The organism is Sphingomonas hankookensis (assembly GCF_022664465.1).
GTDB classification, from domain to species: Bacteria; Pseudomonadota; Alphaproteobacteria; order Sphingomonadales; family Sphingomonadaceae; genus Sphingomonas; species Sphingomonas hankookensis.
The window spans coordinates 13,422-27,204 of sequence record NZ_JAKREV010000006.1 but is presented as its reverse complement, the minus strand read 5'-3'; the positions used below and the strand labels follow the sequence as shown (position 1 = coordinate 27,204).

Below are 13,783 nucleotides of genomic sequence, written 5' to 3'. Positions count from 1 at the left end.
GAAGACCATGACGAAGCTTTATCAGTGGAACGCCACCCGCTCGGGCGCGACGATGACGATCGAAGGAATCGACAATACCAACCACCAGCCTTGCAAGCTGACCCGCATCGACCGGATCGGCTTCTCGGCCGAGCTGGACGCCGTGGTGGCGCTGGACGCCGCCGGCGAACCCGTCGCGGAGCTGCTGGCGGCATGACCCCGATCCACATCCAATGGGCCGACGACGGCCAGCACATCCGCAAATGGGCGCGCGATCCATTTGCCGGATCGACCGAATACGCGGCGATCGCCACGCCGATCGCCGACGACGCGGTCGTGACGATCAGCGGCAAGACGTTGCACGACTATGTCGATCGCGCCTATGTCCGCCAGCGCATCGGCGAGCTGATGGAGGAAGGCGACGGCTTTTGGCGCGCGTGCTGCGGCTGTCAGGAAAGCACCGACGGCTGCGTCTCCGCGACCGACTATCCCTACAATGAAACTTTCCGTTGCCATCCCGGCAGCGGATGCAGCGAGTGCGGCGGCATTGGCGTCTTGTGGGATGATGGGCGCGGGTACGGTGACATTACCGGCGACGAAGAACCCGCCTCCGCGCCTGCCGGGGATGGGGTGGAGGCCGAACGCTGGCGCGAACGCTGGTACGGGTCTGACCCACAGAAGGGATCGGCGATCGTCACCGAGGGAGGCAGTCTGGTGTGCCACCTCGGAGGCGACGAGGATACGCATCGGCTAACGACCGCTATCGTCGCCGCTCATAACGCAGCCCTCGCCCGCCCGCACTCCGCTGTAGCGCCTGCCGAGGATGCCTTTGCCGACGCCGGCAAACCGATCCCGCCTGCCGGGGATGGGGTGCCGGACGGCATGAAGCCGTGGCATGGCGGTGACGCCGCGCCCGACGATTGGGATGGCGACGGGGTATTGCTTCGGAACGGATGCACGATGTTCCCTAGCCGAGTGTCCCTCGCGTATCACGCGGACGGCACTAATCGCTGGAACCACGCCCGCGAGAACCGCAATCCCGACTGGGATATCGTTGCCTACACCCCTACCGCAGCCCTCGCCCGCCCGCGCGCAGCGGTGGGGGAGCGGGAGGCATGATGGCGCTCGACGACGAATGCCGCGCTGCCGGGCTTGACCCTGTGGAGGTAGATCGCATCGCGCGCCGGATCGCTCGCGCGGCTCGGGATGCGCAACGGCTCGGCCTGACTGTTTTCGGCGGGAGCGGCCATGGCAGCTTGCGGCTGTGCGGAAATACCGATGATCGCGGACGACCGCTAATCGTCGCCGGTATCGACGCTGGCAGTTGGGATGGCGGAGACGGTGGGTATGGTCCCGCCAACGACGGCCTTAATCGAGGGGAAGGCATATGATCCTCGCCCTGCAATCCCCGCCCGCGAAGGTGGAGCCGACGACGCTGGCGCTGGTGATCGCTGCCCGCGAGTTCTGGGACGCCCACAACGACCTCTCGCCCGAAAGCAAAGCGCTCGACACCGCGCTCGAACCCTTCGCTGCGACCGTACCCTACGCCAACGATCCGACGGTTGACGCCGCCAGCACCGACTAGCACCCTTGGCGGCCCGGCCGTCACCCACTCCCCTACGGTGAAAGGAGACCGACCTTGACCACATCGAAAGACCGACAGCGCGTCGACGCCTTCCGCGCTTGGATCGTCCTGATCGGCGGTCTCGACGCCGCCCACCGCCACACTGCCATCGCCCTGCGCTCGCTCGAACGGATGCGCGCCGGCCACAAGCCGCCCCCGGTCCGCCTGCTCGATCGCGCGGCCGACGACATCGAGCGCGCCGACTGGGGCGTTCGACAGCCCCTTGCGAACAGCGTCGCGTTCCAGCTGCGCACCGCCGCCAAGCCCATGGAGGCGACCGATGCCTAAGAAGCGCCAGATACCGTTCCTGCTGCCACGGCCCTGCGCCGACGGCTCGACCATGTGGCACTGGAAGCCCAGCAAGCGACTGCGCGAGGCCGGCTTCGTCAACGTCCGGCTCGGCGCCGACCAGGGCGAAGCTGCCAAGCGCGCGATCGACCTCAACAGGGAAGTCGCCGCATGGGAAGCAGGATCGGCCGCGACCGGCGCCGCGGTCCGCACGCCACCGCGCATCGTTCGCTTCGCCGAGCTGGTGACGCGCTATTCGGAATCGCGCGCCTTCACCGACCTGCGCCCGGCGACGCAGGCCGAATACCGATCGCGCATGCGCCAGCTGACCTATTGGGCGCTCGACGGCCAGCTGCCGGTGCGTGACATCGACGAGGCGATGGTGCGCGACCTGCGCAACGCCCGGATCGAGGCGTTCGGCCGCCAGTCCGCCGCCCCGGTCCTCCGCGTCCTGCGCCTGCTGCTGTCATGGGCAGTGGGCGAAAACATCATCGCCAAGAACCCGGCCACCGGTTGCAAGATACCCGAACCGGTCAGCCGCAAGGTGGTGATGGGCGAACCGGTGCGCGACGCATTGAAGGCCGCGGCTCTCGCGGCCGACCCGCCGATGCCCGACGTCGCACTGGCGATCGACGTCGCGTTCTGGACGCTCCAGCGCCAGGGCGACGTGCTGGGGATGCAGCGCTTCGCATGGCGGCGCATGGAGCGGGTCGACCCGCGTCATGCGAAATGGCTGGTAGATCCGAAGGGCCGCGTGATGGCGTTCTACGTTCAGCAGAACAAGACGTCCGCGCAGATCGTCGCGCCGGTCCCGCCCGAGCTGCACAAGCGCATCGAGGACGCGATGACCGCCAACGCCGGCGGCCACGTCTTCGCGCATCCCAACGGCAAGGATGCCCTGCCCGACTGGATGTTCCAGCGCCGCTTCCGCGCCGCCCGCGACCTCGCACTGGCGACAGCCAAGGAAGCAGGACAGACCGACTTGGCCGAGCAACTTGCGATCACCCAGTTCCGCGACCTGCGCCGCACCGGCATGACCTTCTACGGCCTCGCCGGCGCGAAGGTCGACTGGATCACCGCGCTTAGCGGCCACGCCGTGCTGGGCCGCAAGACGATCCTCGACACCTACATGCCCGGCAACCCCGACGGCGCGATCGCGTGCGTCGCCACCGGCCTCGAAGCCCTCGCCGCGCGCGCCGCCCGCGAGGAACAGGCGTAAACGCCCGCCCGATTCGCGAATCGGGCGGTCAGTTTTTGACGCACGGGAATTATAATTTTGACGCACCGTTTGGCGCACGACAGGGTTGACCCGCGCAAATCAGCCGTTTAGAGGCCCTCTCCACGCTGCGACGCTGCCCTGTCGTCTAAAGGTAAGACTACGGACTCTGACTCCGTTAATTGAGGTTCGAATCCTCACGGGGCATCCAGCGACCTATCCTTTGACACCGAAATCGGACCTCCGTGACAGGAGTACGCCTTGGGCTCGCTTCCCCTTGGCGGCGGGAGATCGCCGCGTTTCTCTGGGATGTGGGGCTGAGATGGCTGGTAAGAGGTAAAGTCGCGGGGATGAAATGCGCGCTTCGCCCCGACAGAGATGCCTACAAGACCATATGCGTCGGATTAGGGAGCTGTGCGCCTAAGACCCAATCGCGGACGTTAGCCGCCTCCTTTTATCTCGCCATCTTCTGCCATTCATTCATGTTGGCAGCCGAGGAGCCGCTGAGCCTTGGCCTGCCCGCTGCGCCGCCAACTTTCCCAAAAAGGATGGTGAAACGGGAAGAGCCGACCGGCGGCTTTCGAACGCGCAGATGCCGTGACGTTTGCGGCCGTCGCGCTGACCGCTAAGACTGCCTATAAGACAGACGAGGTAAGCGAGAACATCATCATGGATCAAAAGCGACTCCGTGGCTCCTGCCTCTGCGGCTTGGTAACGTATGAGGTGCCGGATGCATTCGAGTACTCTCTGATATGTCATTGCTCGCAATGCAGAAGGGCAACTGGCGCCTCCTCCAAGCCCTTCGCGGGCATTTCAATGACCGAGCTGACAATCCACAATCGAAACGCCATAAGACCTTATGGTGATGAGAACGGTTTCGATGCACGATGTGAGCGGTGCGGTTCTCTTCTGTTTTCAAGCGTGCGCGATGGAGCCTACGCACACGTAACTTTGGGCACCTTGCTGGATACCCCGTCGATCCGTCCAAGCGCACACATATTTGCTGATTCGAAAGCTTCATGGGAAACGCTCTGTGACAAGCTTCCTCAATTCTCTGAATTGCCCGATTGAAGGCAGGCCAGCTCGTCGAAATTACGCCCGGGTCGAAGCTGAACAATTGACCGATTTCATGCATAGGCGCGCCGCTACCGAGCGGCGGGCTTTGGGGCGTTAGCGGACATTCCAGAAAACGATGGTAAAACGGGAATATGCACGGCTTCCCGAAAGTCGCGATTGGCGTTCAGATGAGAAGCCTCAGCTTGACGGGATCGGACATCGCAACCGTACATTGATGCTGCCGATGCCCTGCGACGGAGCGATGCGATGCACCCCACGATCACTGCTTTCGAGGATTCACCAGACGAAGGCCAAGGGCTGGCGCGGGACATGCGGGTTCGATGGGCACTGGAGGAAGTAGGGCAGCCATACGACGTTCGACTGGTTTCGTTCAGCGATATGAAGCAACCGCGTCACCTCGCTTTGAATCCTTTTGGCCAGATCCCTACCTTCGAGGACGGCGATCTGACGCTTTTCGAGTCCGGCGCGATCATTCTTCATATCGCATCTACCACGACCGGTCTGTTGCCGGACGATCCAATCGCTCGGGCGCGAGCCAGCATGTGGATGCTCGCCGCGCTCAACACTGTCGAACCGCCGATCGTTGAGCGCGAACAAGCCACCTACTTGGAAGGCGACAAGCCTTGGTTCGCTGAGCGGCTTCCCCTTTTGGACGGCCGCATCCGCGCACGGCTAGACCCTCTCGCACGCTGGCTGGGCGATGCGGAGTGGCTTGAAGTCGAGTTTACCGCCGGCGACCTGATGATGGTGCTTGTCCTGCGCCGCTTGAGCGGAATGGACCTTCTGGAGGAATATCCAAACCTCTCCTCGTATGTAGCTCGCGCCGAAGCGCGTCCCGCCTATCAACGTGCGTTTCAGGATCAGCTAGCCGTCTTTACCCACCGCAATTGATTGATTGGCGCGAGATCAGCACCATCGCGACTGCTTCCCCGAAATGGAACCTGTGACGGAGTTCCGTAGCGCCGATCGGCCTGACGGCCGCCTGCGGAGCACGCCTTCCCCAAATTTTGTCCCCGAATGCATTGTCCCGAACCTGTCCCGTGAGGACGGGAAACGGAAAAGCCGCAACCGCCTACGCGGCGCGTTTCGGAAGCGCGATCGGCACGGTGAGCGGGCCAAAATCCGCCACGCCGCAATCGTTGGCTCAGCCGCTACGAAGACCCACATCCGGACATTCGCGACGTATCTACCCTACCCCAATTTCGGCCATTCGTTCATTTTGATTGAGCGCCCAATCTTACCGGTCGGGGCAGGTCGGCGAAATTTGAGTGGTTTCAAGCTATATATACGGTCCCCCGGGGGGCGAACGTCAGCAAATTCAATTTGATTAGAGGCTTAGTAGGCGTCGGTATTCCGCCTCGGCAAACCCGTAGGTGTCCCCAGCGAGCCGCAGCAGCCGCTCGCGATCGCGCACGATCACGCGCCCGCGTACGGAGCGGACAGCCTCGTCCTCTTCGAGCTTGTGCAGGGCGTCGGTGACGCTGCTGCGACGGACACCGAGCATGAGCCTGAACTCCTCGTGTGTCATGCAGATGTCGTCCTCGCGCACGCGGTCGTGGTAGAGCAGGATCCATCGCGCCATCCGTCGTTCGATCGAGTGGGCGAGCGACGAGACGATCGTCCTGGACATCTGGGTCATGACCACGTCGACGAAGCGGAGCAGGACGGTTCGGATCTCTGGACGTTCGGCCAGTATCCCGTGCAATGCTGCGGCCGACAGCCTCATAGCCGTGCCGTGTTCGGCCCTCATCACCACGTCATGCGACCAGCGCTCGTTGCCAAGTAGCAACTGCCAACCGATGAACCCCTCGCTGCCGACCAGCGCGACCGCGTAGCGGCGGTCGCCCTCGAGCGAGTCGAGTATCGCAGCGATCCCGGTCAACGGGAAGCAGATGCTGTCTGCCGCATCGCCGGCGCGCGCGATCATGTCACCGTTGCGGAACGGCACCAGCTCCAAATGCGGCGCAAGGGCAGCGCGGTCAGCGTCGTCCAAAAGGCGTAGCAGCGCATTCGCCTCGCACGGCAACGCGTTGGAACTGGGGGTCAAATCCACCTTCAAAGCCTGATCATCCATGCCGCCGTCCATACTTCCGAACCTCGCTGCTCAAACGCTTGGGTCTACTTTCGTACCGAAACGCTGAGGCTCGCCCAATGGTTGGGAAGCAGACAGTTACAGGAGGGACCATTGCGCAAAACCATTCTAACGCTGATCGCCGCGTCGACCGCGATCGCAGGCATTCCAGCTCTGGCCCAGTCACCTCGCTCGATTGCCGCTCCTCCTCCGCCACCGCCGCCCGCGACATCCGTGCAGCCCCCGAAAGCCGCACCCGACATGCAGTCAGTCTTGGACGCGCTCGCGTCGCTCGGCGGCAAGCCGATCGAGACGCTCACGCCTGCGGAAGCCCGCATGCAGCCCTCGGCCGCGGACGGAGCCAAGGCGGCGATGCAGAAGAAGGGAATGTCGATCGCGCCTGATCCGTCGGTGACGACGCAGGACCTGCCGTACGGCAGCGACCCCAAGCAATTCGCGCGCATCTACAAGCCGGCCGGTGCACCTGCGGGTGGCAAGCCGATGCCGGTCATCGTCTACTACCACGGCGGTGGTTGGGTCATTGCCGACGTAGACACCTACGATGCCGCGCCGAGAGCCATGTCGAAGGCGCTGAACGCTATCGTCGTCTCGGTCGAGTACCGCCACGCACCCGAGTTCAAGTTTCCGGCGCAGCATGATGATGCGGCTGCTGCCTATCGCTGGACGCTGCAGAATGCGGCGAGCTGGGGTGGCGACCCCGCACGGATCGCGACGGTCGGCGAGAGCGCCGGCGGCAACCTTGCGGTCGCGACCGCGATCTACGCGCGTGACAACGGCCTGACGGTGCCGCGGCACATCGTCTCGGTCTATCCGATCGCGAACAGCAGTATGACGCTGCCTTCGCGGCGGGATTCGGCGAACGCCAAGCCGCTGAACACTGCCATGCTGCCGTGGTTCGGCTACTACTATCAGACGAGCAAGGCGGATGCGCAGGATCCGCGTCTTAACCTGGTCGCCGCCAACCTGCGTGGTCTGCCGCCGACGACGATCATCAACGCGCAGATCGATCCGCTACGCTCAGATGGAGAGACGCTGGCGGCCGCGATGCGGGCGGCCGGTAACAAGGTCGAGCAGAAGACCTTCCCGGGCGTGACCCATGAGTTCTTCGGCATGGCCAAGGTGGTGAACGGCGCCAAGCAGGCGAATGATCTCGCAGTCGCACGGCTGAAGACGGCGTTCGAAGCGCCAGCAACCCGCCGCTGAGCGTGACGGCGGCGGCGTCGAGCCGCCGCCCCCTTGCCGAAGAGGACCAATGACCATGACCCAGACCCCCGTCCGCTATTCTGCCGACGTTGAGGATGTGAAACCCGACGAAGCCGAGACGATCACGAAGCTCAACGAGACGTTCGACAAGATCCTTGAGACGACAGCGGAGGACTATGGTCACGCTGTACGTTCGGTCCACGCCAAGGCGCACGGCTTCCTCGATGGGGTGCTAATTGTCCATGACGGACCTTCCCCCGAGCTGGCCCAAGGCCTGTTTGCCACCCCGGGCGAGCACAAGGTCGTCATGCGCTTCTCGACCAACGCGGGCGACATCCTGCCGGATACCATCAGCCTGCCGCGTGGTCTGGCCCTGAAGGTGATGGACGTCGACGGTGAACGCCTGCCCGGTGCCGATGGACAGACGCAGGACTTCGTCATGGTCAACGGCCCGGTGTTCCAGAACAAGACCGCCGACCAGTTCCTGGGTAACCTCAAGCTCCTAGCAGGCACCACCGACACGCTCGAGGGCACCAAGGAAGCGATGTCCAAGGTGTTGCGCGGTGTGAACGCCGTGCTCAGCGCGGTCGGGATTGAAAGCCCGAAAGTGCAGACGCTCGGCGGGGCGCCCAACTCGGATCCGCTCGGTGAGACCTACTTCAGCGTCACGCCGTTCCGTTACGGCGACTACATCGCCAAATTCGCAATCTTCCCCGTGTCCAAGGACCTGACCGATCAGACCGACACCACGATCGACGCGACTGGCCGGCCGGACGCCTTGCGGGACGTGATCCGGTCGGAAACCCAGGTGCTTGAGATGGAGTGGGAGGTGCGGGTGCAACTGTGTCGCGACCTGGAGGAGCAACCGGTCGAGGACCCGACCGTCGAGTGGAAGCAAGACGATGCGCCCTTCCAGACCGTTGCAACCATTCTGGCGGCCAAGCAGGACAGCCTGACCGAGGACAAGTTTCAGAAGATCAACGAGGAGATGCGCTTCTCGATCTGGACTGGGCTTGCCGCACATCAGCCGCTCGGAAACATCAACCGTGCGCGTAACGAGACCTACCGCCACTCCGCCGATTTCCGCGCCCGCGTAAACGGCTGCCCCTACTACGAGCCAGTTGGCGGTCGCGTCTGAACGGCGAAGGTGGCGTTCGGTCCCTTGACGGTGACCGCGGACAGATCGGCTTTGAGGCGAATTGGGCGCTTGGTCGTTCTGAAAACCGTCGCGTCGATGTTTTCACACCAGCGGTGCAGCGGCGGAGCCGACGAAACGTCCACAGAGGTTTGAGCCGCCAGGAGGCTGACGAATGCCGATGATTACCGCTGGCGACCTCAACATGGAGGTGTCGCTTCACGGTGCGGAGCAGGGACAACCGTTGCTCCTCATCCACGGCTGGCCGGATGACGCGTCGACATGGGATCAGGTGGCACCTGCGCTGGCTGCGGAAGGGTTCCGCGTCATCGTACCAACGTTGCGTGGGTTCGGCGCCACGCGCTTCCTCGACGATGATAATCCGCGGACCGGCAACAGCGCGATGCTCGCGATCGACATGATCGCGCTGCTCGACGCGCTTGGCATCGACCGCTTCATGGTCGCCGGGCACGACTGGGGGTCCAACACCGCCGAGGCGCTCGCGGTCGGCTGGCCGGAGCGGGTCGAGCGGCTGGCGATGCTATCCACCCCGCCGCGGCTGGGCGGCATGCCGACGCCGCCGTTCGAGCAGACCCAGCGGCAATGGTATCACTGGTTCATGGCAACTGCGCGCGGGGCGGAGGCGGTGCGTTCGGACCGGCGCGGGTTCACCCATCTGCATTGGGTCAACTGGTCGCCACCGGGATGGTTCGACGAGCCCACGTTCGACCATGTCTCGCAGTCGTTCGACAATCCCGACTGGGTCGACGTGACGCTCCACAGCTATCGCGCGCGTTGGGGCGAAGCGGAACCTGATACAGGAAGCACTTGGTTGGAGGACAAGGTCAAGGCGACCAAGACGTTGTCGCTGCCGACGCTCTACATCCACGGCGATGCCGATGGCGTGAACCCACCCTCGACCGCAGAGGACGTGCGAGCAAAATTTGCTGGGCCGTTCGCGCGCATCACCATGACCGGGGTCGGTCACTTTCCGCAGCGTGAGAACCCGCAAGCGGTGGTGCGCCACCTCCTTACCCTATTCGCTGGCGACCCCGCCGCGCTCACAGATACGATCGACAGGAGCCTGCCCATGAAGAAAGCCGCCCCTTATGCCGCCGGGATCGCCGCGATCGGCTTGGTCGCCGCTGCTGCAGCCGGTGTCGCCCACGCCCAGGGACGCAGCGCACAGCTGACCCAGGTGGCGCAGTTCGACCATCAGGCGACCGGCGTCGCCGTGACCGAGGATGGCCGGCGCTTCGTCAACTTCCCCCGCTGGACCGACGACGCACCCATCTCGGTTGCCGAGGTGATGAAGGACGGATCCTTACGCCCCTATCCCGACGCCAAGTGGAACAGCTGGCGCAACGCCCGCGCCAACGAACTGCCGGTCGGTGAATATTTCGTCTGCGTGCAGTCGATCGTGCCCGATGGTCACGGCAATCTCTGGGTGCTCGATCCCGGCGCGCCGGGGAACGAGAAGATCCTCGAAGGCGCGCCCAAGCTCGTCCGCATCGATCTGGCGTCGAACACGGTGACGAAGACGATCCTGGTTCCCGGCGACGTCGCGCTGCAGGGCACGTATCTCAATGACATCCGCTTCTCGCCCGACGGCAAGACCGGCTACATCACCGACAGCGGCACGCGCGGCGCGATCATCGTCGTCGACCTGGAAAGCGGCAAGAGCCACCGCGCGCTCGATGGGCACGCCTCGACGCAGATCGACAAGACGGTGAAGGTTACGCTCGACGGCAAGCCGTTGGTCCGCCCCGATGGCCGGCAGCCCGCCTTCGCCGCCGATGGCATCGCCATCTCCAAGGACGGCAAGACGCTCTTCTATCAGGCGCTGACCGGAAAGACGCTCTATTCGATCGACACCGCGAAGCTGCGATCAGACGTCAGCGAGGCCGATAGGGCGGCAGCGGTGAAGACGGTTGCGCAGACGCATGTCGCTGATGGCCTGTGGATGAGCAAGGCGGGCGTGCTCTACCTGACCTCGCCGACTGACTCTGCGATCAAGCGGCTGAACGGCGCGACCGTCGAGACGGTGCTGACCGATCGCCGGCTGCGCTGGCCCGACACCTTCTCCGAAGGGCGCGACGGGACGATGTACGTCACCGCCAGCCATATCCAGGACACCAACTGGTTCACGCCCGGCGCACCGCCGTCGATCAAGACGCAGCTGTTCTCCTTCCCGCCCGCTAAGTGATCGGACATCCCATGACCTATTTGCGATACTCGCCCGACATCGAAACACGTGAGCCGGGCGAATCGGAAAGCATCGACGGCATTATCCAGGGCATGACCCAGGAGAGCCAGACGGTCGAGAAACGCGATGGGCACGCGGTGCGGGCGAGCCATGCCAAGAGCACGGCGTGCGTGATCGGCAAGCTCATCGTCGCGCCCGGATTGCCGCCCGAGCTCGCACAGGGCCTGTTCGCGGAACCCGGCACGTTCGATGTCGCCGTCCGCTTCGCGCAAGGACCCGGTGAGAAGCTCGGCGATCGCGTCTCGACTCATCGCGGCATGTCGATCAAGGTGTTCGGCGTCGAGGGCGCGAAGCTGCCCAGCCATGACGCGCCGACGCAGGACTTCGTCCTGGCCAGCGGCACGACCTTTCCGGCGGGGACCGCCGCCGGCTTCCTCTCCCAGGCCAAGAAGATCGGCCTGACGGTTCCCATGCCCGAGGGAGTGAAGAGCGCAGCCGCCTCCGTCGCTCGCAACATCAACAAGGTCCTGAACGCCGTCGGCGTCGGTCCAAGTCCGACGCTCGACTTCTATGGTCACCCCTTCAGCCACCCGCTGGTCGAGGAATATTACAGCCAATGCCCGGTGCGCCTCGGTGACCATGTCGCCAAGATCGGGGCGTTTCCCGTTGCAGCCGAGCAAAAGGCACTCGCCGATTGGCAGCTCGACCCTCATCAGGACGAGGATGGCTTCCGCCATGCCGCGGTGGATTACTTCGAGGGCAACGATGCGGTGTTCGAGCTTCGGGCGCAGCTGTGGACCGATGCCGAGACGCAGCCCATCGAGGACACCTCCGTCGACTGGCCGACGAGCGAAAGCCCGTATCGCACCGTCGCCACGATCCGACTGCCGCGGCAGTCAGCCTATGGTCCCGACCGCGTCCGCTACTTCGACGAGGTGATGACGTTCCGCCCGGCCCACAGTCTGGAAGTGCATCGCCCGCTGGGCGGCGTGATGCGCGCGCGCATGCAGGTCTACCAGGCGCTCAGCGACTTCCGCCACCGAGAGAACGGCATTGCCGCCGCGAACACCGCCGACATCCGGGACATTCCAGCCTGAGCTGAACGCCAGTGCTGACGATAGTGAAAGGACAATCATGAAGTTCGAAGGCAAGCACGACGTTCAGGCGGAGAATGCGTAATGGCGCGCTTTTCCAACAAGGTCATCGTCATCACCGGTGCCGCCTCGGGGATCGGTGAAGGCGCCGCGCGCCGCTTCGCTGAGGAAGGCGCAACGCTGGTGTTAGGCGACATCGACAAGGCCGCGCTCGACAAGCTGGCGGGCGAGCTGCACGGCACAGTCGAAACCCGCGAGATCGACGTGTCGGACCGCGCGGCATGTGAAGCTCTCGTCCAGGCTGCGATCGATCGCTTCAGTCGGATCGACGTGCTGGTCAACGACGCCGGCGTCGATCATCTGGGCAAAGTCGACGAGGGCGACTTCTCTGAATTCACCAAGGTGATCGAAACCGATCTCTATGGTGTCGTCCACATGAGCCGCGCGGCGATCGCGCACCTGCGGCAATCCAAGGGCTGCATCGTCAACGTGTCGTCAGTGTCGGGCCTGGGTGGCGACTGGAACCACAGCTTCTACTGCGCCGCGAAAGGGGCGGTCAGCAACTTTACCCGCGCGCTGGCAATGGACGAGGCGAAGCACGGCGTCCGCGTCAACGCGGTCAATCCGTCGCTCACCTACACCGCGCTGACCGCGGGCATGAAGAAACAGCCTGAGCTGATTGCCAAGTTCGAAGAGCGTATTCCGATGGGCCGCGGTGCCCAGCCCGCCGATATCTCGGGGGCGATCGCGTTCTTGGCGAGCGACGATGCGCATTACGTGACGGGCGTGAATCTGCCGGTCGATGGCGGGCTGACCGCGTCAAACGGGCAACCGCCGCTGTCTTAATGAATGTGAGGCGGGCCCTTGCGCCCGCCCACTATTCAGGATTGGACCGTGCCGCTGGTGCCAGATTCATCACGGGCAAATTGCTCATGCCAATGGAGTCACGTCGCAGCAATTTTGACCCAGTTGCGGCCGCGCTGCGACTACGAGGCCTCGCCCGAAACCGGCCGCTCATTCAGCATCTCTGACGGCCGATCAACTACATTTCCAAACCGTTGGTTTACCGCGCCTGCGTAAGCTCGGTTGGCCTATCCGTCCCAATGGAGATGATCGATGGGGCACTCGTCGTTGGACCCCGCCTTTCACGAACTTCGACCTTGGAACGAGGGCCGGCTTATCGGTGCGAAGCGGGCGCTGAAACAGCAACAGGTCTGGGCCATTCGCTTCTGGCTCGACCAGCATAGACGACTGCGCGACCGAGCGTTGTTCGACTTCGCCATCGATAGCAAGCTGCGCGGCTGTGATGTGGTCAAGGTGAGGATCGGCGATGTAGTTTCCGGCGGACGCGTCCGCGACCGCGCCGTTGTGGTTCAGCAGAAGACCAAACGTCCGGTCCAGTTCGAGCTGATGGATACGGCACGAAAGACGATGCGAGCGTGGTTGGAGCGACGCGGCGGGACGCTGAACGACTTCGTCTTTCCGAGCCGAAACGACTACATGGCCCACATGAGCACGCGGCAGTATGCCCGTCTCGTTCACGAGTGGGTGGTCGGCATCGGCCTTCCGGCTCAGGATTACGGGACGCACTCGCTCCGGCGCACGAAAGCATCGATTATCTACAAGGCTACGGGCAATCTCCGCGCCGTTCAGATCCTTCTGGGCCATGCCAAGATCGACAGCACGGTCCGCTACTTGGGCGTCGACGTGGAGGACGCTTTAGAACTGGCCGAACGCACTGAGGTCTGAGCCGACCCAGATGCGGTCATTCGAAGCGCTATATCCCCTTCCCGATATCAGCCATTCATTCATGTTCATCCCGCCTTGTGTAGAGGCCGAGACTGACACGCGCGGTTGAAGGGCCGCCAG

General features: G+C 63.9%; 15 protein-coding genes and 1 tRNA gene. 15 read left to right on the top strand and 1 reads right to left on the bottom strand.

Features of this window, described 5'->3' with window-relative positions:
- The first annotated feature begins 7 nt into the window (after positions 1–7).
- The 9 genes from MF610_RS14915 to MF610_RS14880 all read left to right on the top strand — a co-directional run bounded on the left by MF610_RS14915 (position 8) and on the right by MF610_RS14880 (position 5,075).
- The gene (locus MF610_RS14915; protein WP_242199363.1) at positions 8–196 is read left to right on the top strand and encodes a hypothetical protein; all 189 of its coding nucleotides are present in this window, start codon (positions 8–10) and stop codon (positions 194–196) included.
- The gene (locus tag MF610_RS14910) at positions 193–1,098 is read left to right on the top strand and encodes a hypothetical protein (RefSeq protein ID WP_242199360.1); all 906 of its coding nucleotides are present in this window, start codon (positions 193–195) and stop codon (positions 1,096–1,098) included. The genes MF610_RS14915 and MF610_RS14910 overlap by 4 nt, the downstream gene beginning before the upstream one ends.
- A complete protein-coding gene (locus tag MF610_RS14905; RefSeq protein WP_242199357.1) occupies positions 1,095–1,370 on the top strand; it encodes a hypothetical protein in 276 nt (91 codons plus the stop codon). The genes MF610_RS14910 and MF610_RS14905 overlap by 4 nt, the downstream gene beginning before the upstream one ends.
- Positions 1,367–1,564: a hypothetical protein gene (locus MF610_RS14900; protein WP_242199354.1), complete on the top strand. Its 198-nt coding sequence runs from the start codon at positions 1,367–1,369 to the stop codon at positions 1,562–1,564. Before MF610_RS14905 ends, MF610_RS14900 begins: the two co-directional genes overlap by 4 nt.
- A 54-nt stretch (positions 1,565–1,618) precedes the next feature.
- On the top strand, positions 1,619–1,891 hold the full coding sequence (locus MF610_RS14895) for a hypothetical protein (RefSeq protein ID WP_242199351.1): 273 nt from the start codon (positions 1,619–1,621) through the stop codon (positions 1,889–1,891).
- Positions 1,884–3,110: a site-specific integrase gene (locus tag MF610_RS14890; protein ID WP_242199349.1), complete on the top strand. Its 1,227-nt coding sequence runs from the start codon at positions 1,884–1,886 to the stop codon at positions 3,108–3,110. Before MF610_RS14895 ends, MF610_RS14890 begins: the two co-directional genes overlap by 8 nt.
- 134 nt (positions 3,111–3,244) lie before the next feature.
- Positions 3,245–3,318 (top strand) — tRNA-Gln (locus MF610_RS14885).
- A 458-nt stretch (positions 3,319–3,776) separates the two neighbouring features.
- Positions 3,777–4,178, top strand: a complete 402-nt coding sequence (locus tag MF610_RS19215; protein ID WP_380870606.1) for a GFA family protein — start codon at positions 3,777–3,779, stop codon at positions 4,176–4,178.
- Between the two features lie 252 nt (positions 4,179–4,430).
- Positions 4,431–5,075 carry a glutathione S-transferase family protein gene (locus MF610_RS14880; RefSeq protein ID WP_242199347.1) on the top strand — a complete coding sequence of 215 codons (645 nt, stop codon included), beginning with the start codon at positions 4,431–4,433 and terminating at the stop codon, positions 5,073–5,075.
- 436 nt (positions 5,076–5,511) lie between these two features.
- Here the strand turns inward: MF610_RS14880 and MF610_RS14875 are convergent, their stop codons facing one another.
- Complete coding sequence (locus MF610_RS14875) at positions 5,512–6,270, bottom strand: Crp/Fnr family transcriptional regulator (RefSeq protein WP_242199345.1); 759 nt, start codon at positions 6,268–6,270, stop codon at positions 5,512–5,514.
- A 99-nt stretch (positions 6,271–6,369) separates the two neighbouring features.
- Between MF610_RS14875 and MF610_RS14870 the strand changes: the two genes are divergently transcribed.
- The 6 genes from MF610_RS14870 to MF610_RS14845 all read left to right on the top strand — a co-directional run bounded on the left by MF610_RS14870 (position 6,370) and on the right by MF610_RS14845 (position 13,663).
- Positions 6,370–7,479: an alpha/beta hydrolase gene (locus tag MF610_RS14870; RefSeq protein ID WP_242199342.1), complete on the top strand. Its 1,110-nt coding sequence runs from the start codon at positions 6,370–6,372 to the stop codon at positions 7,477–7,479.
- Positions 7,480–7,534: 55 nt separating this feature from the next.
- Positions 7,535–8,617, top strand: coding sequence for a catalase family protein (locus MF610_RS14865; RefSeq protein ID WP_242199339.1), 1,083 nt, complete (start codon positions 7,535–7,537; stop codon positions 8,615–8,617).
- Between the two features lie 172 nt (positions 8,618–8,789).
- Positions 8,790–10,820, top strand: a complete 2,031-nt coding sequence (locus tag MF610_RS14860) for an alpha/beta fold hydrolase (protein WP_242199337.1) — start codon at positions 8,790–8,792, stop codon at positions 10,818–10,820.
- On the top strand, positions 10,817–11,917 hold the full coding sequence (locus MF610_RS14855) for a catalase family protein (protein ID WP_242199322.1): 1,101 nt from the start codon (positions 10,817–10,819) through the stop codon (positions 11,915–11,917). The genes MF610_RS14860 and MF610_RS14855 overlap by 4 nt, the downstream gene beginning before the upstream one ends.
- Positions 11,918–11,998: 81 nt before the next feature.
- On the top strand, positions 11,999–12,760 hold the full coding sequence (gene budC / locus MF610_RS14850; protein WP_056397257.1) for a meso-2,3-butanediol dehydrogenase: 762 nt from the start codon (positions 11,999–12,001) through the stop codon (positions 12,758–12,760).
- A gap of 270 nt (positions 12,761–13,030) precedes the next feature.
- The gene (locus MF610_RS14845; protein WP_242199318.1) at positions 13,031–13,663 is read left to right on the top strand and encodes a tyrosine-type recombinase/integrase; all 633 of its coding nucleotides are present in this window, start codon (positions 13,031–13,033) and stop codon (positions 13,661–13,663) included.
- Positions 13,664–13,783: the final 120 nt, after the last annotated feature.

Excerpts from the sequence above, each read along its gene's own strand:
- MF610_RS14915 (WP_242199363.1), top strand. The coding sequence starts at position 8 with ATGACGAAGCTTTATCAGTGGAACGCCACCCGCTCGGGCGCGACGATG.
- MF610_RS14910 (WP_242199360.1), top strand. The coding sequence starts at position 193 with ATGACCCCGATCCACATCCAATGGGCCGACGACGGCCAGCACATCCGC.
- MF610_RS14905 (WP_242199357.1), top strand. The coding sequence starts at position 1,095 with ATGATGGCGCTCGACGACGAATGCCGCGCTGCCGGGCTTGACCCTGTG.
- MF610_RS14900 (WP_242199354.1), top strand. The coding sequence starts at position 1,367 with ATGATCCTCGCCCTGCAATCCCCGCCCGCGAAGGTGGAGCCGACGACG.
- MF610_RS14890 (WP_242199349.1), top strand. The coding sequence starts at position 1,884 with ATGCCTAAGAAGCGCCAGATACCGTTCCTGCTGCCACGGCCCTGCGCC.
- MF610_RS19215 (WP_380870606.1), top strand. The coding sequence starts at position 3,777 with ATGGATCAAAAGCGACTCCGTGGCTCCTGCCTCTGCGGCTTGGTAACG.
- MF610_RS14880 (WP_242199347.1), top strand. The coding sequence starts at position 4,431 with ATGCACCCCACGATCACTGCTTTCGAGGATTCACCAGACGAAGGCCAA.
- MF610_RS14875 (WP_242199345.1), bottom strand. The coding sequence starts at position 6,270 with ATGGACGGCGGCATGGATGATCAGGCTTTGAAGGTGGATTTGACCCCC.
- MF610_RS14865 (WP_242199339.1), top strand. The coding sequence starts at position 7,535 with ATGACCCAGACCCCCGTCCGCTATTCTGCCGACGTTGAGGATGTGAAA.
- MF610_RS14860 (WP_242199337.1), top strand. The coding sequence starts at position 8,790 with ATGCCGATGATTACCGCTGGCGACCTCAACATGGAGGTGTCGCTTCAC.
- budC (WP_056397257.1), top strand. The coding sequence starts at position 11,999 with ATGGCGCGCTTTTCCAACAAGGTCATCGTCATCACCGGTGCCGCCTCG.
- MF610_RS14845 (WP_242199318.1), top strand. The coding sequence starts at position 13,031 with ATGGGGCACTCGTCGTTGGACCCCGCCTTTCACGAACTTCGACCTTGG.